The sequence below is a fragment of the Agrococcus sp. UYP10 genome, assembly GCF_040547205.1.
Lineage (GTDB): Bacteria > Actinomycetota > Actinomycetes > Actinomycetales > Microbacteriaceae > Agrococcus > Agrococcus jenensis.
Map to the genome: position 1 here is coordinate 13785 of NZ_JBEPPG010000001.1, position 24764 is coordinate 38548.

A 24764-nucleotide genomic window follows, 5' to 3' on the forward strand; every position below is an offset into this window, starting at 1 on the left:
GGTCAGTGGGTGAGGATCTTCGAGAGGAAGTCCTGGGCCCGCTCGGTCTGCGGGTTCGAGAAGAACGACTCCGGCGTCGAGTCCTCGAGCACCTTGCCGTCGGCCATGAAGAGCACGCGGTCCGCAGCCTTGCGGGCGAAGCCCATCTCGTGCGTCACGGTGATCATCGTCATGCCGCCGTGGGCGAGCTCGACCATGACGTCGAGCACCTCGTTGATCATCTCGGGGTCGAGCGCGCTCGTGGGCTCGTCGAAGAGCATGAGCTTCGGCTCCATCGCGAGCGAGCGGGCGATCGCGACGCGCTGCTGCTGCCCGCCGGAGAGCTGGGCGGGCATCTTGTTGGCCTGGTTGGCGATGCCGACGCGCTCGAGCAGCACCATCGCCTGCTCCTCCGCGTCCTTGCGCTTCTTGCCGCGCACCTTCATCGGGCCGAGCGTCACGTTCTCGAGGATCGACTTGTGCGCGAAGAGGTTGAACGACTGGAAGACCATGCCGACGTCGGCCCGCAGCTGCGCGAGCCCCTTGCCCTCGGAGGGCAGCTTGACGCCGTCGATGCGGATCTCGCCGTCGTCGATCGTCTCGAGGCGGTTGATGGCGCGGCAGAACGTCGACTTGCCGGAGCCAGAAGGCCCGATGACGACGACGACCTGGCCCTTGGGGATGCTGACGTTGATGTCGTTCAGCACGTGGAGTTCGCCGTAGTGCTTGTTGACGTGGTCGAGCTCGACGAGGGGCTGCATGCCGCCATCAAAGCACGACCTATGGCCAGGCTGAGCGCGCGATCCCCGGATCGAAACGAAACGGTTACACGCGCCCCGTCAGCTGCGCTGGGCGAACGCGCTCTGGTAGAGGCAGACCGACGCGGCCGTCGCGAGGTTGAGCGACTCCGCGCGCCCGTAGACGGGCAGCCGCACCGCGCGGTCGGCGAGCGCGAGCGTCGCGGCGTCGAGCCCGCGCGCCTCGTTGCCGAACAGCCACGCGGTGGGTCGGGCGAGCACGCCCTCGGCCTGCAGCGCGACGAGGTCCTCCCCCGTCACGTCGGCGGCGAGCACCGAGAGCCCGGCCGCCGCAGCGGCCTCGACGGCATCGAGCGTGGAGGCGCCGACGGCGACGTCGACGTGGAAGAGCGACCCGGTGGTGGCGCGCACGACCTTGGGCGCGTAGGGGTCGACGGAGTTGGCCGTCACGATGACGGCGGATGCGCCGGCGGCGTCGGCCGCGCGCAGGATCGTGCCGAGGTTGCCGGGGTCGCGCACCTCGTGGAGGATCGCGACGAGCGGGTGCTCCTCGGCGGCGGCGCGCTCGATCGCGTCCTCGAGCCGCACCGGCGACTGGCGGGCGACGGCGACGACGCCCTGCGGGTGCACGGTGTCGGCGAGCGCGGCGAGCGCGCGGTCGGAGACGGCGGTCAGCGTGGCGTGCTGCGCGGCGCGCTCGAGCAGGTCGGCGTGGCGCTCGCGCGCGGCGTCGGTGACGAAGACCTCGACGAGCTGCGCGGGCTGCCAGCGCACCGCCTCGTCGAGCGACGCGGGGCCCTCCAACAGGAACAGCCCGGTCGATGACCGGGCTGCTCGCTGCTGGAGTCTCGCAGCCTCTCGCACGCGGGGCGCGCGGGGGCTGTCGAGCATGTCAGGCTGCGTTCTTCGGCGCCGACGTGTCGGCCGGCAGGGCCGCCTTCGCTGCCTCGACGAGGGTCGCGAACGTGGCGGGCTCGTGCACCGCGAGCTCGGCGAGCATGCGACGGTCGACCTCGATGCCCGCGAGGCCGAGGCCCTGGATCAGGCGGTTGTAGGTCAGGCCGTTCGCGCGCGACGCGGCGTTGATGCGCTGGATCCACAGGCGGCGGAAGTCGCCCTTCTTGGCCTTGCGGTCACGGAAGGCGTAGACGTGCGAGTGGAGCAGCTGCTCCTTCGCCTTGCGGTACAGGCGCGAGCGCTGGCCCCGGTAGCCGGAGGCCTGCTCGAGGATGACGCGACGCTTCTTGTGGGCGTTGACCGCCCTCTTGACACGTGCCATGAGTCTGTTCTCTCTTGTCTCTCAGTCGCGCGCGTCAGCGGGCGAGCAGCTTCTTGATGATCTTGGCGTCGGCGGGCGCGAGCACCTTGTCCTTGTTGAGGCGGCGCGTCTGGACCGACGACTTCACCTCGAGGTTGTGGCGCATGCCGGCCTGCTGCTTGCGGATCTTGCCGGTGCCGGTGATCTTGAAGCGCTTCTTCGCACCGGAGTGCGTCTTCTGCTTGGGCATTCTTCTTCTCCTACTCGGATGCTGGCTTGCCGGCGGGCGGACCTGCGGGCTTGGCCTTGGGCGCTGCGGGCTTGCCGGCCGCCGAGGGCGCCGCGGGCGTGGCCGCGGGCTTCGGGACCGCGGGCTTCGCGGCGGGCTTCGGTGCCGCGGGCGCGGCGGCGGGGGTGCCGGCCGGCTTCGCGGCGGCGGGCGCCGCGGACGCGGGGCGCGGCGCGGTCGACGGGCGCGGTGCGCCGGCCGGGGTCGGCTGCACGGTGCGCGCGGTCTGGCGGGGGCGCGAGTCCGACGACTCCGACGACGGGCGCGACGAGCTCGAGGCGCTCGACGGGCGCGACGACGAGCTGCTCGCGGGGCGCGAGCTGCTGGCCGGGCGCGAGGTGCCGGTCGAGGGACGCGACGAGCGCGACTCCGAGTCACCGGTCGCGGCGCTGCGGGCAGGCAGCACCGGGCGAGCGGGACGCTCGGCGTCGAGGGCGGCCTGGTGCGCCGCCTGGCGCTCGGCCTCGGCACGACGCTTCTCCTGGTCCGCGGCGCGCTGCGCCGAGCGGGCGGCGTTGAGCTCCGCCTTCGCGTCGGACTTCGAGCGCATCGGGCCGACGATCATGACCATGTTGCGTCCGTCGATCGTCGGCGACGACTCGACCGAGCCGAACTCGCCGATGTCCTCCGCGAAGCGCTGCAGCAGGCGCACGCCCAGCTCAGGGCGCGACTGCTCGCGGCCGCGGAACAGGATCATGGCCTTGACCTTGTCGCCGGCCTTGAGGAAGCCCTCGGCGCGCTTGCGCTTGGTCTCGTAGTCGTGCTCGTCGATCTTGAGCCGGAACCGGACCTCCTTGAGGACCGTGTTCGCCTGGTTGCGACGTGCTTCCTTGACCTTCTGAGCCTGCTCGTACTTGAACTTGCCGAAGTCCATGATCTTGACGACGGGCGGGCGGGCGTCGGGCGCGACCTCGACGAGGTCGAGCTCTGCCTCGCGGGCAAGGCGAAGGGCATCCTCGACCCGGACGACGCCGACCTGCTCGCCGGCAGGGCCGACCAGTCGGACTTCAGGGACGCGGATGCGCTCATTGGTGCGGGGATCGCTGATCGCGGGCTCCTTCTCGTTTGCGTGCTGTGTGCTGGTGCACGGCGAACGAGGAGCCGACGCGCGGATCTGCTGCGCGGCTCAGCACCTGGCGACGAAGCGTCGCGGTGCCGTTGACCCGTTAGCCTGGAACGACTGCGGGTGGGATTGCTCCTCTTTCACCTCCGGGCGCGAAGCCCGAAACCTGCAGAAGCCTACCAGAGACCGACCTTCGGGAGAAGAGTGCGATGACCGACGCGATGCAGCACGACCACGACGACGCCATCGCCGAGATGCGCGACATCGCCGAGGTGCCCGCGGTCGAGCTGATCAACACCGTCGCGATCCACCTGCTGAGCGCGGCCGCGGTGAAGGTCGGGCTCGCGGACGACCCCGAGCAGCAGCTCGACCTCGACGAGGCGCGCAAGCTCATCAACGCCCTCGCCGGGCTGGTGACGGCGGCCGCGGCCGAGATCGGCGGCATCCACGCCGCACCGCTGCGCGACGGCCTGCGCTCGGTGCAGCTCGCGTTCCGCGAGGCGAGCACGATCCCCGACGCACCGGGCAAGGGCCCGGGCGAGAAGTTCACCGGGCCGGTCAACTAGCGCTCGAGCTCGGCGCGCGTGACGGCGAGCGCTGCCGGCGCCACGAGGGGCAGGCGCGCGGCGCCGCCGTCCCAGCGGTGCAGCCGCACCGCGACGCTCGCGATGCGCTCGCGCACGACCTCCGCGCCGCCGAGCGCCTGCGCCGCGCGCTGCACCTGGCCGGCGGCGTCGGGCGAGCCGTCGACGAGCGCATGCACCTCGAGCTCCGCGCCCGCGAGCGTGCAGCGCGGATCGCCGGTCGCGAGCACGACCGCCTGCACAGCGGGTGCTGCGAGCAGGGCGTCGAGCACCGCGGCGTGCACGGCCGGATCCTCGACGCCCCAGCGCCAGGGCTCGTCGGTCAGCAGCGCGGTGAGCATCGAGCGGCCGAGCACGAACTCGCCCTCGCCGCCGGGATCGACCACGATGCGCGCAGGTCCGTCGAGGGCCGCAGCCGCGGCGCGCTGCACGCTCGTCGGCACCGGGCGGGCGCGCGGGTTCCACGCCTGCATCGCGTCGACCCCCGAGAACATCGGCAGGATCGGCTCGCCGTCGGGACCGAGCACGGTGACGATCGACAGCTCCTGCGTCTTGTCGACGGTCCTGCCGCGGTCGTCGACGCCCGTCTCCCCCGCCGCCGCGAGCAGCGGCACGAGCAGGCGCTCGCCGCGCAGCGCGTCAACGACGGCAGCCCGGCCCGCGGTGCCGTCGGCGAGGGCGCGCACCGCCTCGCGGTAGCCCGCGGGCGGCGAGCCGTCGTCGCCGGCGTAGGCGGTGTCGTGATGGTCGAACGAGCGGCCGGCCCACGGCCGCCCGGCCGAGTCCGCGGCCTCAGGCACTCGCGACGTCGAGCGCGGCGGCGAGCGTGAACGCCCCCGCGTAGAGCGCCTTGCCGACGATGGCACCCTCGACGCCGTGCGGCACGAGCTCGCGGAGCGCGGCGATGTCGTCGAGGCTCGCGATGCCGCCGGACGCGACGACCGGCTTCTCGGTGCGCTCGGCCACCTGTCGCAGCAGCTCGATGTTCGGACCCTGCAGCGTGCCGTCCTTCGTGACGTCGGTGACCACGTAGCGGCTGCACCCGGCGGCCTCGAGCCGGTCGAGCACGTCCCACAGGTCGCCGCCGTCCTGCGTCCAGCCCCGCGCCGCGAGCGTGGTGCCGCGCACGTCGAGGCCCACCGCGATCTGCTCGCCGTACTCGGCGATCACGGAGGCCGTCCACTCGGGGTTCTCGAGGGCGGCGGTGCCGAGGTTGATGCGCTTCACGCCGGTGGCGAGCGCGGCCTCGAGCGAGGCCTCGTCGCGGATGCCGCCCGAGAGCTCGACCTGCACCCGGCCGCGCACGGCCTTGATGACCTTCTTGATCACGCCGCGGTTGTCGCCGCGGCCGAAGGCGGCGTCGAGGTCGACGAGGTGCAGCCACTCGGCGCCCTGCCGCACCCAGTCCTCCGCTGCCTCGACCGGGCTGCCGAACGACGTCTCGGTGCCGGCCTTGCCCTGCGTCAGCCGCACCGCCTTGCCGTCGGCGACGTCGATGGCGGGCAGCAGCTGCAGCTTGGGCGACTGGTTGAAGTCGGTCATGGGGGTTCGATGCCTTCCGGGGGTAGGAGCTCAGAGGCCGCTGACCCAGTTCCGCAGCAGGCGGATGCCCGCGTCGCCCGACTTCTCGGGGTGGAACTGGGTGGCGGCGAGGGGGCCGTTCTCGACGGCGGCGATGAATCGCTCGCCGTGCTCGGCCCACGTCACGCGCGGCTGGCGGATGCGCGGGTGCGGGTCGATGCTCCACTCGGTGGCCGCGTAGGAGTGCACGAAGTAGAAGCGCTCGTCGCGGAGCCCGGCGAAGAGCGTGGAGTCGTCGGGGGCGTCGACCTGCGCCCACCCCATGTGGGGCAGGATGTCGGCCTGCAGCCGGCGGACCGTGCCGGGCCACTCGTCGAGCCCGACGGTCGGGCTGCCGCCCTCCTCGCCGGCCGAGAAGAGCACCTGCATGCCCACGCAGATGCCGAGCACCGGACGAGAGCCCGCGAGGCGTCGGCCGATGAGCTCGCCGCCGCGGATCGCCTGGATGCCGGCCATGCACGCGGCCATCGAGCCGACGCCCGGCACGACGAGGCCGTCGGCCTCGATGACCGCACTGCGGTCGGCGGTGAGCGTCACGTCGGCGCCGGCCGCCTCGAGCGCCTTCGCGGCGGAGTGCACGTTGCCGAGCCCGTAGTCGAGCAGGGCGACGCGGGGACGCGCAGCCATCAGAGCGCGCCCTTGGTCGACGGCACCCCGGTGACGCGCGGGTCGTGCTCGACCGCCACGCGGAGCGCGCGCGCGAAGGCCTTGAACTCGGCCTCCGCGACGTGGTGGGGGTCGCGGCCGGCGAGCACCTCGACGTGCGCGGTGATCCTGGCGTTGAGGGTGATCGCCTCGAAGACGTGCCGCACGAGCGAGCCGGTGAAGTGGCCGCCGATGCGGTGGAGCTCGAACCCGGCGGGCTCGCCGCCGTGCACGAGGAACGGGCGGCCGGAGAGGTCGACGACGGCGCGCGCGAGCGCCTCGTCGAGCGGCACGGTGGCGTCGCCGTAGCGCCGCACCCCGGCCTTGTCGCCGAGCGCCTCGGCGAGCGCGAGGCCGAGCGCGATCGCGGTGTCCTCGACGGTGTGGTGCGCGTCGATGTCGGTGTCGCCGGACGCCTCGACCGTGAGGTCGATGAGCGAGTGCTTCGCGAAGGCCGTCAGCATGTGGTCGTAGAACGGCACGGTCGTCGAGATCGACGAGGTGCCGTCGCCGTCGAGGTCGAGCGAGAGGCGGATGCTCGACTCGCTCGTCGTGCGCTCGATGGAAGCAGTGCGGGCCATGCCTCGATCCTATTCCGCGCCGAGCTCGGCCATCGCGGCCAGCAGCGCGCTCGTCTCGGCCCGCGTGCCGGCGGTGATGCGCAGCGTGTGGGGCAGGCCGACGTCGCGCACGAGGATGCCGCGGTCGAGCAGGGCGCGGAAGGTGGCCTGCGGGTCGGCGACGCCCCCGACGAGCACGAAGTTGGCGTCGGACGGGTAGGGCTCGAAGCCCATGGCCGCCAGCTCGTCGACGATCCGGTCGCGCTGGGTGCGCAGCTCGTCGACGCGCGACAGCATCTCGTCGCTGTGGCGGAGCGCCGCGACGGCCGCCGCCTGCGTGATCGCCGACAGGTGGTACGGGAGCCGCACGAGCCGGAGCGCGTCGACGACGGCGGGGTGCGCGGCGAGGTAGCCGACCCGGATGCCGGCGAACGCGAACGCCTTGCTCATCGTGCGGGAGACCAGCAGGCGCGGGTACCGATCGAGCAGCGAGAGCGCGGTCTGGCTGCGGTCGTGCGCGAACTCGGCGTACGCCTCGTCGACGAGCACGATGCCGCGCGCGGCCTCTGCGGCCGCCTCGACGACGTCGAGGCCGATCGCCGTGCCGGTGGGGTTGTTGGGCGAGCAGAGGAAGACGACGTCCGGGTCGTGCTCGGCGATCGCCGCGCGCACGGCGTCCGGGCTGATCGTGAAGTCGGCGGCGCGCGGCACCGGCACCCACCGCATGCCGACGCCCTGCGCGAGCAGCGGGTACATCGAGTACGTCGGCGTGAACGAGAGCAGCGAGCGGCCGGGGCCGCCGAAGGCCTGCAGCACGTGCTGCAGCACCTCGTTCGAGCCGTTGCCCGCCCACAGCTGCGCTGGCTCGAGGCCGCGCCCGAGGTAGTCGACGAAGGCGCGACGGAGCGCGTCGAACTCGCGGTCCGGATAGCGGTTCGCGTCCGGGAGCGCGCGAGCGATCTCCTGCACGATGTCGAGCGCGACCGCCTCCGGCACCCGGTAGGCGTTCTCGTTGACGTTGAGCCGCACCGGCACGTCGAGCTGCGGAGCGCCGTACGGCGTCAGCCCGCGCAGGTCGTCGCGGATGGGGAGGTCGTCGAGGCTCGTCACTGAACCAGCCTAGGACGGCGGGCGAGCCGCGCAGGGCGCGGCCGCGCGCTCAGCGCGAGTAGTGCGCGGGGATCGCCAGCTGCTCGCCGGGCTGGATCGCGCCGGCGATGCCGTTGAGCAGCTCGATCTCGGCGATCACGTCGCGCGGGTCGGCCTCGGGGGCGACGACCTGCGCGATCTGCCAGAGCGACTGGCCCGGGAGCACGGTGATGTGCTCGAACTGGGCCGTGTCGGTGGAGGACGACGCGACGGCGCCGGCGAGCGCACCGCCCAGGACGCCGGCACCCGCGAGGGTGCCCGCGACGATGACGGGGGCGGCGACGAGCAGCGCGAGGGCGCGGCGACCGCGCGGCGTCATGCGCACCCGGACGGTCGGCGTGCCGGTGATGCTTGCGGTGGCGATGGCAGTCATGGCCTGCTCCTCTCGTGGGATCCGCAGCCGGTGCTCGGCCGGGAGCACCGGCCGCGAATCTCTGTTTCGAACCTATCTTCGATTCCACGGATGCGTCAAGCCCTGCCGCGGAGAATCTCCACGACACGCTCGAACATCCGTTTGATCCGGGCACCCTGTCGGATACGCTTTCGAACCACCAGGAGTCAAGCAGGGGCTACTGACATCGAGAGCGGGCGGGCATGGCGAGGCAGCTGACGGACAAGCAGCAGGCGATCCTGCAGATGATCCAGCGAGCGGTCCGCCAGCGCGGCTACCCGCCGAGCTACCGCGAGATCGGCGACGCCGTCGGGCTGTCCTCGCTCTCGAGCGTCACCCACCAGCTCGGCCAGCTCGAGCTGGCCGGCGCCATCCGCCGCGACCCCTCGCGCCCCCGCACCATCGAGGTGCTCGTCGACGACGAGCTCGACGAGACCGCCGGCAGCGTCGACCAGGCCACGTTCGTGCCGCTCGTCGGCCGCATCGCCGCCGGCATCCCGATCACGGCGGAGCAGCAGGTCGAGGACGTGTTCCCGCTGCCGAAGCAGCTCGTCGGCACCGGCGACCTCTTCATGCTCAAGGTCGTCGGCGACTCGATGATCGACGCCGCGATCTGCGACGGCGACTGGGTCGTCGTGCGGCAGCAGCAGACGGCCGACAACGGCGACATCGTCGCCGCGATGCTCGACGGCGAGGCGACCGTGAAGGTGTTCAAGCAGCGCGACGGCCACACGTGGCTGCTGCCCCGCAACTCGGCGTTCGAGCCGATCCTCGGCGACGAGTCCGACGTGCTGGGGCGCGTCGTCGCCGTCCTGCGCGCCGTCTAGGCGTCAGGCGGCCGGCTCGACCCGGAACTCCGCCAGCTGCGCGAGCGCAGCCTCGGTCACCTTCGCGTCGACGCGCGTGCCCGCCTCCTCGTAGGCCTCGCGCAGCACCTCGAAGCGGTCGTGGAGCATCGCGATGATGTCGCCACGGTCGAACGGCACGAGCAGCGACACCGCGACCTCCGGCCGCGGCAGCAGCTCGGCGATCCTCGCGAGGATCGCGTCGACGCCCTCGCCCGTCCGCGCCGAGGCGAACACGGCGTCCGGCTGGAGCCCGCGCAGCACGAGCCGCTCGTCGTCGCTGATGAGGTCGGCCTTGTTGAACACGACGACCTCTGGGATCGAGCGCGCGCCCGTCTCGCCCAGCACGTCGCGCACCGTGGCGATCTGCGCCGCCGGGTCGGGGTGGCTCGCGTCGACGACGTGCACGACGACGTCCGACTCCGCCACCTCCTCGAACGTCGAGCGGAACGCCTCCACGAGCTGGTGCGGCAGGTTGCGCACGAAGCCGACCGTGTCGGCGATCGTGAACTCGCGGCCGTCGGGCGTGCTCGAGCGCCGCACCGTCGCGTCGAGGGTCGCGAACAGCGCGTTCTCGACCAGCACGCCCGCGCCGGTGATGCGGTTGAGCAGGCTCGACTTGCCGGCGTTCGTGTAGCCCACGATGGCGACGCCCGGCACCTCGAAGCGGTCGCGGTTGGCGCGCTTCGCCTGCCGCGCGGGCCCGAAGCCCTTGATCTGCTTCCGCAGCCGCGCCATGCGGGTGTGGATGCGGCGGCGGTCGAGCTCGATCTTCGTCTCACCCGGACCGCGGGAGCCCATGCCGGCGCCCTGGCCGCCGACCTGGCCACCGGCCTGGCGCGACATCGACTCGCCCCAGCCGCGGAGGCGCGGGAGCAGGTACTCGAGCTGCGCGAGCTCGACCTGCGCCTTGCCCTCGCGGCTCGTCGCGTGCTGGCTGAAGATGTCGAGGATCACCGCGGTGCGGTCGATCACCTTGACCTTCACCTGGTCCTCGAGCGCGCGACGCTGGCTCGGCGAGAGCTCGCTGTCGGCGATCACGGTGTCGGCGCCGAGCTCCTTGACGATGGCCGCGAGCTCCTCCGCCTTGCCGCGGCCGACGTAGGTCGCGGGGTCGGGGTTGGGGCGGCGCTGCAGCATGCCGTCGAGCACGCGCGCACCGGCGGTCTCGGCGAGCGCGGCGAGCTCGCGCAGCGAGTTCTCGGCGTCCTCCGCGCCGCTCGCGCCACCCGAGTAGACGCCGACGAGCACGACGTTCTCGAGCCGCAGCTGGCGGTACTCGACCTCGGTGACGTCCTCGAGCTCGGTGCGCAGGCCGTCGACGCGTCGGAGCGCCGCGCGATCGGCGCGCTCGAGCTGCGCGCCGTCGACGTCGTCGCCGAACGCCGCGTCGGTCGCGGTGCCGTCGTCCTGCAGCGCTTGCGCGCGCTCGCCGAGCACGTCGTCCTCCGACGTGGCCCAGGCCAGGATGCGCTCCGTCGCGCGCCCGGGGCCGGTGGGTCCGCTGTCCTGCGGTGCTGCCATGCTTCGTCCTTCGCTACTGTCGTGTCCGTGCCGGACCACTACTTCTCACCCGATCCCGCCGCGCCCTCGTCCACCCGGACGATCCGGGTGCCCATCGCGGGCGAAGAGCGGGAGATGCTCACGGCCACCGGCGTCTTCTCCGGCGACCGCCTCGACGTCGGCACCGCGGTGCTGCTGGATGCCGTGCCCACACCCCCCGAGACCGGCGAGCTGCTGGACCTCGGCTGCGGCTGGGGGCCGATCGCCACGACGCTCGCGCTCCGCTCCCCCGCCGCCCGCGTGTGGGCGGTCGACGTCAATGCGCGAGCGCTCTCGCTCGTGGAGCGGAATGCCGAGCTGCTCAGCATATCGAACATCACGGCCGCCTCGCCCGAGCTGGTGCCGGACGACGTGCGGTTCGACGTCATCTGGTCGAACCCGCCCATCCGCATCGGCAAGGCCGAGCTGCACGCGATGCTGGAGCGGTGGATCCCGCGGCTGGCGCCCGGGGCGACGGCGTGGCTCGTGGTGCAGAAGCACCTCGGCGCCGACTCTCTGCTGCGGTGGCTCGCGGAGCGCTTCGAGGGCTTCGACGTCGAGCGCGCCGACTCCCGGAAGACGTACCGCATCATCGCCGTCACCGCGCCGGACTGAGCGTCTCTCCGCGGAAGACGATCTCGGCTGGCCCGGTGAGCCAGGCGTGGCCGCGCTCGTCGACGTCGACCTCGAGCCGGCCGCCCGGCACGTCGACGATCCAGCGGTCGGCGGCATCGCCCGACCAGTGCCGCGTGGCCATCGCTGCGGCGACGGCGCCCGTGCCGCAGGAGAGCGTCTCGCCGACGCCCCGCTCGTGCACGCGCATGCGGATCGAGCCGATGCCGTCGGCTATCGCCCCGGGCACGACGAACTCGACGTTCGCGCCGTCGACGGGCGCGGGGTCGAGCGACGGCGCCCGGTGCAGGTCGAGGCCGGCGAGCTCGTCCTCGCTCGCGAGGGCCACCACGACGTGCGGGTTGCCGGTCGAGACCCGCAGGCCCGGCCGGTCGACCTCGAGCCCGTCGGCGGCGACCAGGGCCATCTCGCCGAGCTCGAACGGGCCGAGGTCGACGGAGAGCAGCTCGCCGCGACGCACGACGCGCTTGACGCCCGCGCGGGTGGCGACGTCGATCGCGCCGCCGTCCGGCAGCTGCTCGAGCCCCGCCTCGAGCAGGTAGCGCACGAAGACGCGCACGCCGTTGCCGCACATCTCGCTCACGCTGCCGTCGGCGTTCCAGTAGTCCATCGCCCAGGTGCCCTCGGCGGCGCTGTCGAGGACGGCGACGCCCGTGGCGCCCGCGCGCACCGCGCGGATGACGCCGTCGCCCCCGACGCCGAAGCGCCGGTCGGCGAGCGCGCGGACGCGCTCCGGCGTGAGCGGCGCGCTGCCGTCGGCGTCGGCGACCAGCACGAAGTCGTTGCCGGTCCCGTGCCCCTTCGAGAAGCCCTGCGGGATCACCTGCGTCATGCTCCCAGGCTACCGACCGCTCGGCGCGCGAGCTCGGTCGGGTCCATCGGGGGCGCGGCCGGGTATCGCTGGAACCACGACACCTGGCGGCGGGCGTAGCGTCGCGTGAGCGCCTGGGTGCGCTCCACCGCCTCCGACTCGTCGATGCGCCCGTCGAGCTGGTCGAGCGCCTGGCGGTAGCCGATCGCCTGCTGCGCGGTCGTGCCCCGCTCGATGCCGGCCTCGCGCAGCGCGCGCGCCTCGTCGACGATGCCGAGCGCCCACATCCGCGCCACGCGTGCGTCGAGGCGCTCGACGAGCTCGGCCCTGTCTGCGCGCACGTGCTGGATGATCGTCGGCCGCACGAGCGACTCCTCGGGCGGCAGCCCCACGCGGAACGGCTCGCCGGTGAGGGTGACCGCCTCGAGGGCCCGCACGAGCCGCCGACCGTTGTGCGGGCCGATCGCGGCGGCGGCGCTCGCGTCGACGGCCGCGAGCCGCGCGTGCATCGCCGCCGCGCCGGACGCCTCGAGCTCGGCGTCGAGGTCGGCGCGGAGCGCAGCGTCCGTCGCGGGGAACGCGAAGTCGTAGAGCACGCTCGAGGCGTAGAGGCCGCTGCCGCCGACCAGGATCGGCACGGCGCCGCGCGCCTCGATCGCTGCGATCGCTCCCAGCGCGGCATCGCGGTAGGCCGGCACGGCGGCGTCCTGCCAGGGCTCGAGCACGTCGAGCAGGTGGTGCGGATGGCCGCGCCGGTCGTCGACGCCCGCCTTGGCCGTGCCGATGTCCATGCCGCGGTAGAGCTGCATCGCGTCGCAGTTCACGATCTCGGCCGTGCCGCCGAGGCGCGCGACCGCATCGGCGATGTCGAGCGACGCCGCCGTCTTGCCGGTGCCGGTGGCCCCGACGACGGCGATGAGGGTCACGTGGCGCGGAGCGCCGGCAGGCCGAGCGACACGGGGCGCGGGCCGCCGCCGGGGACGGGCGCCGGCACGGCGCACGAGTCGGCCTGCGCGCGATCCCAGGCGTCGCCCGCGCGGGTGCGCCGCAGCGCGAGCGGGCCGTCGTCGGCGATGAGGTGGAACGGCGCGGCGTGGGTGACGGCGACCGTCACGACGTCGCCGGGCCGCGGCACGTCGGCGCCGGGCGCGAAGTGCACGAGCCGGTTGTCCTCGGCGCGGCCGCTGAGCCGGTGCGTCGTCACGTCCTTCCTGCCCTCGCTGTTCGAGACGAGCACGTCCACCGTGCGGCCCACCTGCGCGCGGTTCTCCTCGAACGCGATGCGGTCCTGCAGCGCGACGAGGCGCTCGAAGCGCTCCTGCACGACCTCCTTCGGCACCTGGTCGGGCATCGTCGCCGCGGGGGTGCCCGGCCGGATCGAGTACTGGAACGTGAACGCCGACGCGAACCGCGACGCCTCGACCACGCGGAGCGTCTCGGCGAAGTCCTCCTCGGCCTCGCCGGGGAAGCCGACGATGATGTCGGTCGTGATCGCCGCGTGCGGGATGCGCTCGCGCACCCGGTCGAGGATGCCGAGGAACCGGGCAGAGCGGTAGGAGCGCCGCATCGCGCGCAGCACGCGGTCGGAGCCCGACTGCAGCGGCATGTGGAGCTGCGGCATCACCGCATCCGTCTCCGCCATCGCGTCGATCACGTCGTCGGTGAACGCCGCCGGGTGCGGGCTCGTGAAGCGGATGCGCTCGAGGCCGTGGATCTCGCCAGCGGCCCGCAGCAGCTTGCCGAACGCGAGGCGGTCGCCGAACTCGACGCCGTAGGAGTTGACGTTCTGGCCGAGCAGCGTCACCTCGACGACGCCGTCGTCGACGAGCGCCTGCAGCTCGGCGAGCACGTCGCCGGGCCTGCGGTCGCGCTCCTTGCCGCGGAGCGACGGCACGATGCAGAACGTGCACGTGTTGTTGCACCCGACGGAGATCGACACCCAGCCCGCGTAGGTCGATTCCCGCTTCGACGGCAGCGTCGAGGGGAACACCTCGAGCGCCTCGAGGATCTCGACCTCGGCCTCGCCGTTGTGGCGGCTGCGCTCGAGCAGCGTCGGCAGCGAGCCGATGTTGTGCGTGCCGAAGACGACGTCCACCCAGGGCGCGCGCTCGACGATCGTCGAGCGGTCCTTCTGGGCGAGGCAACCACCGACCGCGATCTGGAAGCCGGGCCGCTCGCGCTTGGTCTTCGCGAGCTGCCCGAGGTGCCCGTAGAGCCGCTGGTCGGCGTTCTCGCGCACCGCGCAGGTGTTGATGACGACGACGTCGGGCGCCCCGTCCTGCGCCTCGACCAGGCCCGCCGCCTCGAGCGAGCCGCGCAGCCGCTCGGAGTCGTGGACGTTCATCTGGCAGCCGAACGTCTTGACCTCGTAGGTGCGCGCTGGAGCGATCACGGACATGACGCCCAGGCTACCCGCGCTCGATCGAGCGCGGCGCTCGTCAGCCCTGCGTCGCGTTCAGCTCGTAGGTGTTCCCGTCGGTGCCCTCGCCCGAGAGGCTCATCGAGCCGTCGGTCGCGGTGCCGGAGAGCGAGACGTCGAACGTCTCGTCGCCGCTCTCGTCGACGGAGATCTGGGTGATGGTCATGTCGAGCGTGTCACCGCTCAGCGACCACACGTCGCCGGGCGAGTCGAACTCGGTGCCGGCCCAGTCGGCGAAGTCGATCGTGCCGTCCTCGTTGAGGGTGAAGGCGATGTCGGTCACCTGGCCGTTGAAGTCACCGGTCCAGCTCGTGCCGGCGAGGTCGCCGGTGCCGGCGCCCGGGTCGCCGGAGCCGGGGTCGCCGGAGACGACCGGTGCCTGCGTGGCCACAGGTGCGCCGCCGATCGGGGGCAGCTGGATGCAGCCCGTCAGCGCGAGCAGCGAGGCGCCGGCGAGGGCGGGGACAGCGAGGAGGCGGGTCGTCTTCATGGGAGCAACCTATCCTGCGGCTGAGCGTTCGTACCTGCACACGCGCTGAGTTTTCTTCCGATCGGCGCGTTCTTGCGATCGTTCAGCGGAACCGCGGCCCTGACGCGCTCCGACCCCGCGATCGCTGCGGCCTCGTGCGCTCGATCGCGATCCGCACGGTGCCGCCGGAGAAGCCGCGCCGCTGCAGGTAGCCGGTGAGGCGGCGCTCGGCCGTCTCGTCGTCGAGGTTCCCCGAGCGGCGTCGACGCTCGGCAGCGGCGTCGATCGCGCGCTGGAGCTCGTCGTCACGATCCGCCTCGTCGAGCTCGTCGGGGTCGAGGCCGCGCTTGCGCAGCTCCGCCGCCACGCCGCGCTCCCCCAGGTGCTTGCGCTCGCGCAGCCGCTCCGCGGTGTCGCGCGCCAGCTGCGCGTCGTCGACGAGCCCCTCGGCCTCGAGCCGGTCGAGCACGGCGGCCCGCACCTCCGGCTCGACATCGCGCCGCTCGAGCGTGCGGTCGAGCTCCTGCCGGCTCGCGGCGCGGCGCCCGAGCGCGCGCAGGGCGATCGAGCGGGCCGACTCCTCGTCGACGGGCTCCATCGGCTCGTCGTCGGAGTCGCCCGCGTCGCGCTCGGCGTCGCGGGCGACCCAGGCCGAGAGCTCGGTGACGCCGGCCAGGCGATCGGGGTCGCTCACGCGCCCTGGCGCCCCTGCCTGCGTGCGTCGAGCGACTCGACGCTGCCCTGCGCCTCGGCAGCCGGCTTCCCGGCGCCGATGCCGAGCTTCGTCAGGATCTGACGCTCGATCTCGGCCGCGATGTCGGGGTTCTCGATGAGGAACTGCCGGGCCTTCTCCTTGCCCTGGCCCAGCTGGTCGCCGTCGTAGGTGTACCAGGCACCCGACTTGCGGACGATGCCGTGCTCGACGCCGAAGTCGATCAGGCTGCCCTCGCGCGAGACGCCGATGCCGTAGAGGATGTCGAACTCGGCCTGCCGGAAGGGCGGGGCCATCTTGTTCTTCACGACCTTGACGCGTGTGCGGTTGCCGACCGCCTCGGTGCCGTCCTTGAGCGTCTCGATGCGGCGGATGTCGAGCCGCACCGACGCGTAGAACTTCAGCGCCTTGCCGCCGGCGGTCGTCTCGGGGCTGCCGAAGAAGACGCCGATCTTCTCGCGCAGCTGGTTGATGAAGATCATCGTGGTCTGCGTCTGGTTGAGGCCACCGGTGAGCTTGCGGAGCGCCTGCGACATGAGGCGTGCCTGCAGGCCGACGTGGCTGTCGCCCATCTCGCCCTCGATCTCGGCGCGCGGCACGAGCGCCGCGACGGAGTCGATGACGACGAGGTCGATCGAGCCGGAGCGCACGAGCATGTCGGCGATCTCGAGCGCCTGCTCGCCCGTGTCGGGCTGCGAGACGAGCAGCGCGTCGATGTCGACGCCGAGCTTCTTCGCGTACTCGGGGTCGAGCGCGTGCTCCGCGTCGATGAAGGCGGCGATGCCGCCGGCCTTCTGCGCGTTCGCGATCGCGTGCAGCGTGAGCGTGGTCTTGCCGGAGGACTCGGGGCCGTAGATCTCGACGATGCGGCCGCGCGGCAGGCCACCGATGCCGAGCGCGACGTCGAGCGCGATCGAGCCGGTGGAGATGGTCTCGACCGGTGCGCGCTCCTCGCTGCCGAGGCGCATCACCGATCCCTTGCCGAACTGGCGGTCGATCTGGGCGAGCGCCGCCTCGAGGGACTTCTCGCGGTCTGCGGGTGTGGGCATTGCTGGGCCTTCCGTCGGTGGTGCGCTCACGCTACGGCGGGCCGCTGACATGCGTGCGGCCCCAGCACCCGCCTGTGGATGACGGTGCCGTCGTGCCCCATCAGCCTACGCGCGCATCGAACGAGTCTTCGAACGACCGGCGGCGTGTCGCGACCCCGCTCAGGCTCGCGGCGCCCGCATCCCGCGACCGTGGCGGCGCTCGGCCGGCACGTCCTTCGCGTCGCACAGCGCCTGCCAGATGGCGCGCGCGGGCACGCCGGCGGCGAGGGCCTCAGCGGCCGTGCGGCCGCCGAGGCTCCCCAGCGTCATGTCGGTCATGAGCACCGCGCCGAGGGCGCCGAACTCCTCCGTGACCGCGAGCTGCAGCTCGCTCGTCCTCACCCGCGCTCCTTCAGCGGACGGCCGCGTCGAACTCCGCCACGAGCTCGTCGGGCAGCGTGTCGGGCACCGTCGAGCCGATCGAGTCGAGCTCGCCGTAGCTGAGCCCCTCGAGCACCGCGAGCCGGTCCCCCACCTCTCGGAGGATCCTCGACAGCGGTACCTCGAGGGCGTCCGCGACCGACGCGAGGATCTCGCTCGAGGCCTCCTTCTGACCGCGCTCGACCTCGCTGAGATAGCCCAGCGCGACCGAGGCGCGCGAGGCGACCTGGCGCAGCGTCCTGCCCTGCCGGAGGCGGACGTCACGCAGGACGTCGCCGATCTCCTGTCGTACCAGCACCATGGTCTCCCCCTTCACCGTGGCCGGATGCATCATCCTAGTCGCAGGCTCCCTGCGCCCAGCCGTGCTCCGCTCGATGTTGACAACGCCAGTGTCACATCCGGCATTCCGCACCGGCCCCTGGTCACGATGTGGATTCGCTGTGCATCACGAGGTCGGTGCGATCGAGCGCCGCGTCGAGGTCGGCGAGCGCCGCCTCGAGCGCCGCGTGCCGCACCGCCTCGCGGTCGCCGAGCACGACGTGCGACGACGCCTCGGCGACGAGGCCGTCGTTCGTCTCGAGCTCGAGGCCGATGTGGAACTCGCCGGGCGGGTGGTCGTCCTGTGCGCCGGGGCCCGCGACGCCGGTGGTGCCGAGCCCGATCGTGCACGCCGACCGGTCGATCGCCGCGAGCTGCCGCACGCCCCGCGCCATCCAGATCGCCACGTCGGGGTCGACCGCGCCGCGCTCCGCCAGCAGCGTCGCCGGCACGTGCAGCACCCGCTGCTTCATCTCCGTCGCGTAGGCCACGACGCCGAGCCGCAGCACGACCGAGGCGCCGGGCGTGCGGACGAGCGTCTCCGCGACCAGGCCGCCGGTGAGCGACTCGGCCACCGCGATCGTCACGCCCCGCGCCGCGGCTCGCGCGACGATCCGGGCGGCCAGCTCCTGTGCTTCCATCATCGTCCTCTCACTGCGTGCACCACGAACTCGATCCCCGAGTAGACCGTGAGGGCGACGGCGATCGTCATCGTGACGACGCACACCCACACCGCCCAGTCCCCCAGCCACGCCTGCAGCGGCAGCAGCGCGAGCGGCAGCGCGATGGCCTGCGCCATCGTCTTGGCCTTGCCCGCCCAGTCGGCCGCGATGACCACCTGCTGCGCCACCACGAGCCGGTACACCGTGATGCCGATCTCCCGCACGAGCACCACGATCGTGATCCACCAGGGCAGCTCGCCGAGCAGCGAGAGCACGACGAACGCGCTGCCGGTGATGGCCTTGTCGGCGATCGGGTCGAGGAGCTTGCCGAGGTCGGTCACGAGGCCGCGGCCGCGCGCGATCAGCCCGTCGACAAAGTCGGTCGCGATCAGCACGGCGAACAGCAGGGCCGCGAGCGTGCGCGGGAGCGAGGGCTCCGGGTTGGTGAGCGCGACGACGATGAAGACCGGGGTGAGCAGGATGCGCGCGAGCGAGATGAGGTTGGGCACGCTCGCGACGCTCGCCGGCTCGTCGCCGCGCCGCCAGATGCGACCGCGCCACGGACTGAGGATCCCCATGCTGCGAGGCTACCGACTCGAGCCGAGCGGGTCGGTCAGTCGCGACCCGTCAGCGACCAGGCGTCCTGGTCGTCGTCGTCGGCCTCCACGACCTCGAGCCCGTCGCGGTTCGCCTCGTCGAACGGGTCGGCGTAGCGGTCGTCGGCCTCGATCCAGGCGGCGCCGTCGTCGTCTGCAGCGTCGTCGACGTCGTCGGTGCTGTCGACCTGCGGCGCGGGCGCGGGTGCGGCGGCGGCGGCGGCGCGCGGCGCTGCCGCCGGGCCCTCGCCGCGGAGCGACGCGAGCACCGTGGCGAGGTTGTCCGGCGGCACGAGCACGTCGCGCGCCTTCGATCCCTCGGACGGGCCGACGATCTCGCGGGACTCGAGCAGGTCCATGAGCCGCCCGGCCTTCGCGAAGCCGACGCGCAGCTTGCGCTGCAGCATCGACGTCGAGCCGAACTGCGTCGAGATGACGAGCTCCGCCGCGGCGCAGAGGTCCTCGAGGTCGTCGCCGATGTCGCTGTCGATCTCGCGCTTCTCGGCGACCTCGGCGACATCGTCGCGGTACTCGGGCTGCGCCTGCCCGGTGACGTGCTGCACGACCCGCTGGATCTCGGCCTCGTCGACCCAGGCGCCCTGCACGCGCATCGCCTTGTTCGCGCCCATGGGCAGGAACAGGCCGTCGCCCTGGCCGATGAGCTTGTCGGCGCCCGGCTGGTCGAGGATGACGCGGGAGTCGGTGACGCTCGAGACCGCGAACGCGAAGCGGCTCGGCACGTTCGCCTTGATGAGGCCGGTGACGACGTCGACCGAGGGGCGCTGCGTCGCGAGCACGAGGTGGATGCCGGCGGCGCGCGCGAGCTGCGTGATGCGCACGATCGAGTCCTCGACGTCACGGGGGGCGACCATCATGAGGTCGGCGAGCTCGTCGACGACGACGAGCAGGTACGGGTAGGGCTTGAGCGCGCGCTGGCTGCCGGCGGGCAGCACGATCTCGTCGGCGCGCACGGCCTTGTTGAAGTCGTCGATGTGCTTGTAGCCGAACGACGCGAGGTCGTCGTACCGCATGTCCATCTCCTTCACGACCCACTGCAGCGCCTCTGCCGCCTTCTTGGGATTCGTGATGATCGGGGTGATGAGGTGCGGCACGCCCTGGTAGGCCGTGAGCTCGACGCGCTTGGGGTCGACGAGCACCATCCGAACGTCGGCGGGGGTCGAGCGCATGAGCAGGCTCGTGATCATCGAGTTCACGAACGACGACTTGCCGGAGCCGGTCGAGCCGGCCACGAGCAGGTGGGGCATCTTCGCGAGGTTCGCGACGACGTAGCCGCCCTCGACGTCCTTGCCGATGCCGATCGTCATCGGGTGCTTCGAGTCGGCGGCCGCGCGCGAGCGCAGCACGTCGCCGAGCTTGACGATCTCGCGGTCCGGGTTCGGGATCTCGATGCCGATCGCGCTCTTGCCCGGGATGGGCGAGAGGATGCGGACCTCGTTCGACGCCACGGCATACGAGAGGTTCTTCGACAGCGCCGTGACGCGCTCGACCTTGACGCCGGGCGCGACCTCGACCTCGTAGCGCGTGACGGTCGGGCCGCGCGAGAAGCCGGTGACCTTCGCGTCGACGTTGAACGAGCTGAGCACCTGCGTGATCGAGGCGACGATCTCGTCGTTCGCGGCCGAGCGCGCCTTGGGCGGGTCGCCCTGCCCGAGCGAGGCGATCGAGGGCAGGCGGTAGGGCCGCTCGCGCGGGGGCGCGACGGGCGCTGCCGGCGCCACGGCATCCGCGACCTCGAGGGACTCGTCCTCGCCGACGATCTCGCCGGTGTGCTTGCGCATCGCCTCCTCGGCCTGCTCGAGCGAGGCGAGCACCGCGGTGGCGTAGTCGTCGTGGTCGTCGGCGTCGGCGGCCGGCAGCGGCTCGACGGCGGCGGCCGGCACGCGGTCGACGTGCGTGGTGGGCTGCTCGCGATCGACGAGCACCGGGGTGTCGTAGGCGGGGTCGACCTCGCGGCCGGTGGCGTTGCGGCGCCAGAACGGCAGCGCGTCGGGGTCGTCGACGAGCTCGTCGTCGGCGATCTGCGCGGCCTCCGCCTTGGCGAGCTCCTTCGCGTCGCGGCGCTCGCGGCGCGCGGCCTCGCGCTGCTCGGGCGTCGCCGTCTCGACGCCGAACAGGTAGCCGTAGAGCTCGCGGAGGCGGTCGGGGATGCGGTTGGGCGCGGTGCGGGTGATGACGAGCACCGCGAGGGCGGCGATGAGGCCGCAGATGATGCCGGCGCCGATGCCGGTGAGGAGCGCGGCGAGCGGCGCGGAGATGACCCAGCCCAGGATGCCGCCGGCGTCCGCGAGCGCCGGCATGCCGAGCGAGGCGTCCGGCATGCCGAGCACGACGTGGCAGAGGCCGGCGACGGCGATGAGCAGCATGGCGAGGCCGACGCCGACGCGGCCGTTGTCGCTCACGGAGGCGGGGTGCCGGAACATCCAGAGCGCCAGCAGGACGAGCACGACCGGCAGCGCGATCGCGACCTGGCCGAAGAGCCCACCGAACGTGTAGGCGGAGATCGCCTGCGCGACCGGGCTCGTGGGGAGGATCCACTCCACGATGGCGCCCGCGATGGCGAGCAGGGTCAGCAGGAACGGCACGCCGTCGCGGCGCTCCTCCTTCGCGAGCGACTCGCGGCCGAACACCCGTGCGCCGGCGCCGGTGGCGTGGGCGAGGCCCATCCAGACGCGCTGGCCGAGGCCGGGACCGTGGTCCTCGAAGGTCGGCTGCGCGGTGGTCTGGCGCGTGCGCTGCACCTTCGTGGTCGCGGTGGCGGCCTTGCCCTTCGAGGCGGCGCTGGTCGATCGCGGGCGCGTCGGCTTGGTCGTGGACATGCGCACACCCTAAGCGCGGGCGCCGACGCCGCCGCGGAGGCGCTCCGCGGATCAGAAGCGGATGGCCTCGATCACCTTCGAGCGGACGGCGATCGTCGCCGGGATGCTGCCGGCGATCGCGCCGACCGCGGCCGACACGAGCAGGCCCGTGACGGCGGCCCCCATCGGGAATCCGGGGAGGACGACGCCCCCGATGCCCTGCGTGAGCGTCTCCTGCACGACCGGCAGCCGGTAGGCGAAGATGCAGATGGCGATGCCGGTCGCGCCCGCCACCACCGTGCCGACCACGGACTCGAGCATGACGGCGACGAAGATGCGGCTGCGCGAGGCGCCGAAGGCGCGTCGGATGCCGAGCTCGCGGACGCGCTGGCGGATCGAGACGACGGCCACCGTGATGAGCCCGAGCGCGCCCAGCAGCAGGATGACGACCGCGGTGCCGACGAGCGTGAGCTGCAGCGGCAGCAGCGGGTCGTAGCCCTCGAAGGCCTGCCAGTCCTGGCGGTTGCCGTCCACGGAGCTGCCGGGCAGGGCGGAGCGGATGTCCTGCGAGAGCATCCGCACGCCGTCGTCGGCCATCGACTCGGGCACCCACGCCTCGAGCTGCATGCCCGAGATCATTCCCGCCTGGCCCGCCGCATCGGCGACGCGCACGACGTCGGTCGGCAGCATCCACGCCTGCGGCCAGTCATCGCCGAGCCCGCGGTCGACGACGCCCACGACGACCGCCGTCGTGCCGCCCAGCTCGACCGTGCGGTGCGCGTCCATGCCGCCGCCGCCGAGCGCGTCGAGCACGCCCCGGTTGACGACGACCGCAGGCGCGAGGCGCGCGCGATCGCTCTCGACGAGGAACCTGCCGTCCGCGACGCCCAGATGCCGCATGACCGCGAAGTCGGGGTCGACGCCCTCGACCTGCACGCCCATCCCCTGACCGCCGATCGTCAGGGAGGCGCTCGTGCGGGCGCTGGCGTACTCGACCCGGTAGCGCTCGACGGCGGCGTCGATGGCGCCGAGCGCGGCGAGGTGCTGCTCGGCCGACGGGGCGTCGGTGGAAGCCGGGGTGACGTACATGGTGACCGTCGCTGGCCTGCCGCCGCTCGCCTCCATCGAGACGAGCAGCGTCGAGCGAGCCAGCTCTCCGACCGCGACGGACGCGGTGAGCGCGGCGATGGCGACCGTCACGCCGATGAGGCTCATGAGCACGCGCCCCCGGTGGATGCGGAGCTCGGTCCAGGCGTCCTGGATGGCGGCGGCCACGTCGGTCATGCCGGCACCTCGACGCGCTCGTGGGGCTGCAGGCGGCCGTCGACGAGCTGCAGCACACGGCGTGCGCGGCTCGCGACCGCGAGGTCGTGCGTGATGGTGACGAGGGCGGCGCCGGCGTCGGTCGCCACCCGGTCGAGCAGGTCCATCGTGCGGGCACCCGTCTCGATGTCGAGCGCGCCGGTCGGCTCGTCGGCGAGGATGAGGCGAGGCCGCCGCACGAGCGCCCGGGCGATCGCGACCCGCTGCTGCTCGCCGCCCGAGAGGTGCGTCGCCCTCGTGTCGAGCCGGTGGCCGAGCCCCACCCGGTGCAGCATCTCGCGCGCGAGGTGGGCTCGTCGCCAGTACGCCCGGCCGGCGCCGTAGTGCAGCGGCACCGCGACGTTCTCGGCGGCCGTGAGGCCCTCGATGAGGTTGAACTGCTGGAAGACGAAGCCGACGCTCGCGCCGCGCAGCCGGTCGCGCCTCCGCCCCCGCATGAGGGCGACGGGCTCGCCGTCGAGCTCGACGACGCCGGTCGTGGGCTGGTCGATCAGGCCGAGGAGGTTGAGCAGCGTCGACTTGCCCGAGCCGGAGCGGCCGACGATCGACACCCGGTCCCCCGCCGCGACGTCGAGGTCGACGCCCTTCAGGATCTGCAGGGCCGGGCCGTCGATCGTCGCGAACTGCCGCGTGACACCGCGCAGGTGCAGGAGCGTCACGGCGCGAACCCGCCGCCGAAGCCGCACACCATGGGGTCGGCGGTCACGGGATCGGCGCACGGATCGGCGGCGCCGGGCACGAACTGCAGCACCTGGTCGCCCTCCGCCAGCCCCGAGCGCACCTCGACCCGCGTGCCGTCGGTGAGCCCGAGCTCGATGCGCACCTCCTCCGGCTCCCCCGACGCCGTCGGCCGGTAGACGATGCCCGCGTCCGCGCTGCCGAGCACCGCCGTCGTGGGCAGCAGCAGCACGTCGTCGGCGGAGCCCGCGACGAGCTCGATGCTGGCGGCGAGGCCGACGAAGACGCGGACGTCGTCCGGCACGGCGCAGCTGAGGGTCGCGCTCTCGCCCGTCGCCGCCGCCTCGCCCGTCGGCTGCGCGATCGTGACGCCGCCGCACTCGAAGGGCGCCGGCCCGCCCTCGATCGTGACTGTCGCGGTCTCCGGCCGGCTCGTGAGCCGGTACTGCTCCGCCGCGCCGACGGAGGCGCGCACGAGGTGCTGCGGGGGCTGCACGGCGCCGGTCTCGGTCGCGATGTCGACGCCCTGGTCGACGAGCAGCGCGAACCCGGTGAGCGTGCCCGCGGCCGGCGCCGTGACGTTGTAGACCCGCGCTGTCGGCGGTCCGACGGTGCCATCCGCGGCCGGCTGCGGCTGCGTCTCGACGCGGACGGTGTACAGCACGTCGCCGGCGGCGACCTGCTGGCCGTCCGTGGCGACGATCCTCGCGACGGTGCCCGAGCGGGTGGAGCGCACCGGCACGGACTCGACCGGCACGACGGAGCCGGCGACGGACACCGCGTTCTCGATCGAGCCGCGCTCGACCCCGGCGGTGGGCTCCTCGAAGACCGCGCCCGGGAACGCGTCGTCGGCGATCGCGGTCTCGCCCGCGGGGAAGAAGGCGAGCTTCACGAGCGCGAGAGCGATCACGGCACCCACCGCGAGCTTCAGCACCGGCAGCACCCAGGTGCGCCAGGCACCGGGCCCGCGGGCGGCGCGCTCGGCCCTGTGCAGCTGCTTCCGCTCGAGGCGCTCGAGCCGTCGCTGCCGCGTCGTCGCTCGGCGCGCTTCGCGAGCGGACGGCTCGGCGTGCGCCGGCGCGGCCGCGGCGGGCGCGTCGAGGGCGTCGGGGTGGTGCTGATCCGGCACGGCGTCGTCCTCTCGGCTGCGGCGCCAGCAAAGATGCAGAGGCGCCCCTGTCCATACGCTAGGACGGGGCGCCTCCGCCGACCTC

Annotated in this window: 29 protein-coding genes; 3 read left to right on the top strand and 26 right to left on the bottom strand. The window is 73.0% G+C overall.

What is annotated here, in order from left to right:
- Positions 1–2 precede the first annotated feature (2 nt).
- From ABIB37_RS00065 to infC, 5 genes are all read right to left on the bottom strand, one after another.
- Positions 3–740 carry an amino acid ABC transporter ATP-binding protein gene (locus ABIB37_RS00065; protein WP_354255137.1) on the bottom strand — a complete coding sequence of 246 codons (738 nt, stop codon included), beginning with the start codon at positions 738–740 and terminating at the stop codon, positions 3–5.
- Between the two features lie 78 nt (positions 741–818).
- Positions 819–1628: a TrmH family RNA methyltransferase gene (locus ABIB37_RS00070; protein ID WP_354255140.1), complete on the bottom strand. Its 810-nt coding sequence runs from the start codon at positions 1626–1628 to the stop codon at positions 819–821.
- Between the two features lies 1 nt (position 1629).
- Entirely contained in the window at positions 1630–2016 is a 387-nt protein-coding gene (gene rplT / locus ABIB37_RS00075) for a 50S ribosomal protein L20 (RefSeq protein ID WP_123697540.1), read from the bottom strand.
- 34 nt (positions 2017–2050) lie between these two features.
- Positions 2051–2245, bottom strand: coding sequence for a 50S ribosomal protein L35 (gene rpmI / locus ABIB37_RS00080; protein WP_123697539.1), 195 nt, complete (start codon positions 2243–2245; stop codon positions 2051–2053).
- Positions 2246–2255: 10 nt separating this feature from the next.
- The gene (infC, locus tag ABIB37_RS00085; RefSeq protein ID WP_502914059.1) at positions 2256–3398 is read right to left on the bottom strand and encodes a translation initiation factor IF-3; all 1143 of its coding nucleotides are present in this window, start codon (positions 3396–3398) and stop codon (positions 2256–2258) included.
- 158 nt (positions 3399–3556) lie between these two features.
- Here infC and ABIB37_RS00090 point away from each other — a divergent pair, with 158 nt between their 5' ends.
- Positions 3557–3913: a DUF1844 domain-containing protein gene (locus tag ABIB37_RS00090; RefSeq protein ID WP_245989841.1), complete on the top strand. Its 357-nt coding sequence runs from the start codon at positions 3557–3559 to the stop codon at positions 3911–3913.
- On the opposite strand, the gene ABIB37_RS00095 is transcribed toward ABIB37_RS00090, so the two are convergent.
- Genes ABIB37_RS00095 through ABIB37_RS00120 form a run of 6 tightly spaced genes read right to left on the bottom strand, consistent with a single transcriptional unit; the run spans position 3910 to position 8239 of the window.
- Complete coding sequence (locus tag ABIB37_RS00095; RefSeq protein ID WP_354255144.1) at positions 3910–4731, bottom strand: SseB family protein; 822 nt, start codon at positions 4729–4731, stop codon at positions 3910–3912. The two genes, ABIB37_RS00090 and ABIB37_RS00095, sit on opposite strands and share 4 nt — an antisense overlap.
- Positions 4724–5473: a bifunctional 1-(5-phosphoribosyl)-5-((5-phosphoribosylamino)methylideneamino)imidazole-4-carboxamide isomerase/phosphoribosylanthranilate isomerase PriA gene (priA, locus tag ABIB37_RS00100; RefSeq protein ID WP_354255147.1), complete on the bottom strand. Its 750-nt coding sequence runs from the start codon at positions 5471–5473 to the stop codon at positions 4724–4726. The genes ABIB37_RS00095 and priA overlap by 8 nt, the downstream gene beginning before the upstream one ends.
- A gap of 30 nt (positions 5474–5503) precedes the next feature.
- Positions 5504–6139, bottom strand: a complete 636-nt coding sequence (hisH, locus tag ABIB37_RS00105; RefSeq protein WP_354255150.1) for an imidazole glycerol phosphate synthase subunit HisH — start codon at positions 6137–6139, stop codon at positions 5504–5506.
- A complete protein-coding gene (hisB, locus tag ABIB37_RS00110) occupies positions 6139–6738 on the bottom strand; it encodes an imidazoleglycerol-phosphate dehydratase HisB (protein WP_354255152.1) in 600 nt (199 codons plus the stop codon). Before hisB ends, hisH begins: the two co-directional genes overlap by 1 nt.
- 9 nt (positions 6739–6747) lie before the next feature.
- Positions 6748–7827 (bottom strand): histidinol-phosphate transaminase, encoded by a 1080-nt coding sequence (locus ABIB37_RS00115; protein WP_354255155.1) that lies wholly within the window; start codon positions 7825–7827, stop codon positions 6748–6750.
- 49 nt (positions 7828–7876) lie between these two features.
- The gene (locus ABIB37_RS00120; RefSeq protein ID WP_354255157.1) at positions 7877–8239 is read right to left on the bottom strand and encodes a hypothetical protein; all 363 of its coding nucleotides are present in this window, start codon (positions 8237–8239) and stop codon (positions 7877–7879) included.
- A 221-nt stretch (positions 8240–8460) separates the two neighbouring features.
- On the opposite strand from ABIB37_RS00120, the gene lexA reads away from it, so the two are divergent.
- The gene (lexA, locus tag ABIB37_RS00125; protein WP_354255159.1) at positions 8461–9084 is read left to right on the top strand and encodes a transcriptional repressor LexA; all 624 of its coding nucleotides are present in this window, start codon (positions 8461–8463) and stop codon (positions 9082–9084) included.
- Between the two features lie 3 nt (positions 9085–9087).
- Here lexA and hflX read toward each other — a convergent pair whose 3' ends face one another.
- Positions 9088–10626, bottom strand: a complete 1539-nt coding sequence (gene hflX / locus ABIB37_RS00130; protein WP_354255162.1) for a GTPase HflX — start codon at positions 10624–10626, stop codon at positions 9088–9090.
- 21 nt (positions 10627–10647) lie between these two features.
- Between hflX and ABIB37_RS00135 the strand changes: the two genes are divergently transcribed.
- The gene (locus tag ABIB37_RS00135; RefSeq protein WP_502913999.1) at positions 10648–11259 is read left to right on the top strand and encodes a class I SAM-dependent methyltransferase; all 612 of its coding nucleotides are present in this window, start codon (positions 10648–10650) and stop codon (positions 11257–11259) included.
- Here ABIB37_RS00135 and dapF read toward each other — a convergent pair.
- From dapF to ABIB37_RS00205, 14 genes are all read right to left on the bottom strand, one after another.
- Positions 11243–12109: a diaminopimelate epimerase gene (gene dapF / locus ABIB37_RS00140; RefSeq protein ID WP_354255165.1), complete on the bottom strand. Its 867-nt coding sequence runs from the start codon at positions 12107–12109 to the stop codon at positions 11243–11245. The genes ABIB37_RS00135 and dapF overlap by 17 nt on opposite strands.
- Complete coding sequence (gene miaA / locus ABIB37_RS00145; protein ID WP_354255168.1) at positions 12106–13014, bottom strand: tRNA (adenosine(37)-N6)-dimethylallyltransferase MiaA; 909 nt, start codon at positions 13012–13014, stop codon at positions 12106–12108. The genes dapF and miaA overlap by 4 nt, the downstream gene beginning before the upstream one ends.
- On the bottom strand, positions 13011–14486 hold the full coding sequence (gene miaB / locus ABIB37_RS00150) for a tRNA (N6-isopentenyl adenosine(37)-C2)-methylthiotransferase MiaB (RefSeq protein WP_354255171.1): 1476 nt from the start codon (positions 14484–14486) through the stop codon (positions 13011–13013). The genes miaA and miaB overlap by 4 nt, the downstream gene beginning before the upstream one ends.
- 40 nt (positions 14487–14526) lie before the next feature.
- On the bottom strand, positions 14527–14997 hold the full coding sequence (locus ABIB37_RS00155; RefSeq protein ID WP_354255173.1) for a hypothetical protein: 471 nt from the start codon (positions 14995–14997) through the stop codon (positions 14527–14529).
- A gap of 82 nt (positions 14998–15079) precedes the next feature.
- The gene (locus ABIB37_RS00160; RefSeq protein ID WP_354255176.1) at positions 15080–15670 is read right to left on the bottom strand and encodes a regulatory protein RecX; all 591 of its coding nucleotides are present in this window, start codon (positions 15668–15670) and stop codon (positions 15080–15082) included.
- Positions 15667–16737: a recombinase RecA gene (recA, locus tag ABIB37_RS00165; RefSeq protein WP_123697524.1), complete on the bottom strand. Its 1071-nt coding sequence runs from the start codon at positions 16735–16737 to the stop codon at positions 15667–15669. Before recA ends, ABIB37_RS00160 begins: the two co-directional genes overlap by 4 nt.
- Positions 16738–16896: 159 nt before the next feature.
- Positions 16897–17118 carry a DUF3046 domain-containing protein gene (locus ABIB37_RS00170; protein ID WP_123697523.1) on the bottom strand — a complete coding sequence of 74 codons (222 nt, stop codon included), beginning with the start codon at positions 17116–17118 and terminating at the stop codon, positions 16897–16899.
- A gap of 10 nt (positions 17119–17128) precedes the next feature.
- Entirely contained in the window at positions 17129–17458 is a 330-nt protein-coding gene (locus tag ABIB37_RS00175) for a helix-turn-helix domain-containing protein (RefSeq protein WP_354255180.1), read from the bottom strand.
- Between the two features lie 121 nt (positions 17459–17579).
- Positions 17580–18119: a CinA family protein gene (locus tag ABIB37_RS00180; protein WP_354255183.1), complete on the bottom strand. Its 540-nt coding sequence runs from the start codon at positions 18117–18119 to the stop codon at positions 17580–17582.
- Positions 18116–18715, bottom strand: a complete 600-nt coding sequence (gene pgsA / locus ABIB37_RS00185; RefSeq protein ID WP_354255186.1) for a CDP-diacylglycerol--glycerol-3-phosphate 3-phosphatidyltransferase — start codon at positions 18713–18715, stop codon at positions 18116–18118. Before pgsA ends, ABIB37_RS00180 begins: the two co-directional genes overlap by 4 nt.
- A 35-nt stretch (positions 18716–18750) precedes the next feature.
- The gene (locus ABIB37_RS00190; RefSeq protein WP_502914001.1) at positions 18751–21570 is read right to left on the bottom strand and encodes an FtsK/SpoIIIE family DNA translocase; all 2820 of its coding nucleotides are present in this window, start codon (positions 21568–21570) and stop codon (positions 18751–18753) included.
- A gap of 51 nt (positions 21571–21621) precedes the next feature.
- Positions 21622–22833, bottom strand: a complete 1212-nt coding sequence (locus ABIB37_RS00195; protein WP_354255189.1) for an ABC transporter permease — start codon at positions 22831–22833, stop codon at positions 21622–21624.
- Positions 22830–23531 (bottom strand): ABC transporter ATP-binding protein, encoded by a 702-nt coding sequence (locus ABIB37_RS00200; protein WP_354255192.1) that lies wholly within the window; start codon positions 23529–23531, stop codon positions 22830–22832. The genes ABIB37_RS00195 and ABIB37_RS00200 overlap by 4 nt, the downstream gene beginning before the upstream one ends.
- Positions 23528–24679 (bottom strand): efflux RND transporter periplasmic adaptor subunit, encoded by a 1152-nt coding sequence (locus ABIB37_RS00205; RefSeq protein WP_354255194.1) that lies wholly within the window; start codon positions 24677–24679, stop codon positions 23528–23530. The genes ABIB37_RS00200 and ABIB37_RS00205 overlap by 4 nt, the downstream gene beginning before the upstream one ends.
- Positions 24680–24764: the final 85 nt, after the last annotated feature.

Bases quoted from the DNA above. Each gene is read 5' to 3' on its own strand.
- ABIB37_RS00065 (WP_354255137.1), bottom strand. From the start codon at position 740: ATGCAGCCCCTCGTCGAGCTCGACCACGTCAACAAGCACTACGGCGAA.
- ABIB37_RS00070 (WP_354255140.1), bottom strand. From the start codon at position 1,628: ATGCTCGACAGCCCCCGCGCGCCCCGCGTGCGAGAGGCTGCGAGACTC.
- rplT (WP_123697540.1), bottom strand. From the start codon at position 2,016: ATGGCACGTGTCAAGAGGGCGGTCAACGCCCACAAGAAGCGTCGCGTC.
- rpmI (WP_123697539.1), bottom strand. From the start codon at position 2,245: ATGCCCAAGCAGAAGACGCACTCCGGTGCGAAGAAGCGCTTCAAGATC.
- ABIB37_RS00090 (WP_245989841.1), top strand. From the start codon at position 3,557: ATGACCGACGCGATGCAGCACGACCACGACGACGCCATCGCCGAGATG.
- priA (WP_354255147.1), bottom strand. From the start codon at position 5,473: ATGACCGACTTCAACCAGTCGCCCAAGCTGCAGCTGCTGCCCGCCATC.
- hisH (WP_354255150.1), bottom strand. From the start codon at position 6,139: ATGGCTGCGCGTCCCCGCGTCGCCCTGCTCGACTACGGGCTCGGCAAC.
- hisB (WP_354255152.1), bottom strand. From the start codon at position 6,738: ATGGCCCGCACTGCTTCCATCGAGCGCACGACGAGCGAGTCGAGCATC.
- ABIB37_RS00120 (WP_354255157.1), bottom strand. From the start codon at position 8,239: ATGACTGCCATCGCCACCGCAAGCATCACCGGCACGCCGACCGTCCGG.
- lexA (WP_354255159.1), top strand. From the start codon at position 8,461: ATGGCGAGGCAGCTGACGGACAAGCAGCAGGCGATCCTGCAGATGATC.
- hflX (WP_354255162.1), bottom strand. From the start codon at position 10,626: ATGGCAGCACCGCAGGACAGCGGACCCACCGGCCCCGGGCGCGCGACG.
- dapF (WP_354255165.1), bottom strand. From the start codon at position 12,109: ATGACGCAGGTGATCCCGCAGGGCTTCTCGAAGGGGCACGGGACCGGC.
- miaB (WP_354255171.1), bottom strand. From the start codon at position 14,486: ATGTCCGTGATCGCTCCAGCGCGCACCTACGAGGTCAAGACGTTCGGC.
- ABIB37_RS00155 (WP_354255173.1), bottom strand. From the start codon at position 14,997: ATGAAGACGACCCGCCTCCTCGCTGTCCCCGCCCTCGCCGGCGCCTCG.
- recA (WP_123697524.1), bottom strand. From the start codon at position 16,737: ATGCCCACACCCGCAGACCGCGAGAAGTCCCTCGAGGCGGCGCTCGCC.
- ABIB37_RS00175 (WP_354255180.1), bottom strand. From the start codon at position 17,458: ATGGTGCTGGTACGACAGGAGATCGGCGACGTCCTGCGTGACGTCCGC.
- ABIB37_RS00180 (WP_354255183.1), bottom strand. From the start codon at position 18,119: ATGATGGAAGCACAGGAGCTGGCCGCCCGGATCGTCGCGCGAGCCGCG.
- pgsA (WP_354255186.1), bottom strand. From the start codon at position 18,715: ATGGGGATCCTCAGTCCGTGGCGCGGTCGCATCTGGCGGCGCGGCGAC.
- ABIB37_RS00190 (WP_502914001.1), bottom strand. From the start codon at position 21,570: ATGTCCACGACCAAGCCGACGCGCCCGCGATCGACCAGCGCCGCCTCG.
- ABIB37_RS00195 (WP_354255189.1), bottom strand. From the start codon at position 22,833: ATGACCGACGTGGCCGCCGCCATCCAGGACGCCTGGACCGAGCTCCGC.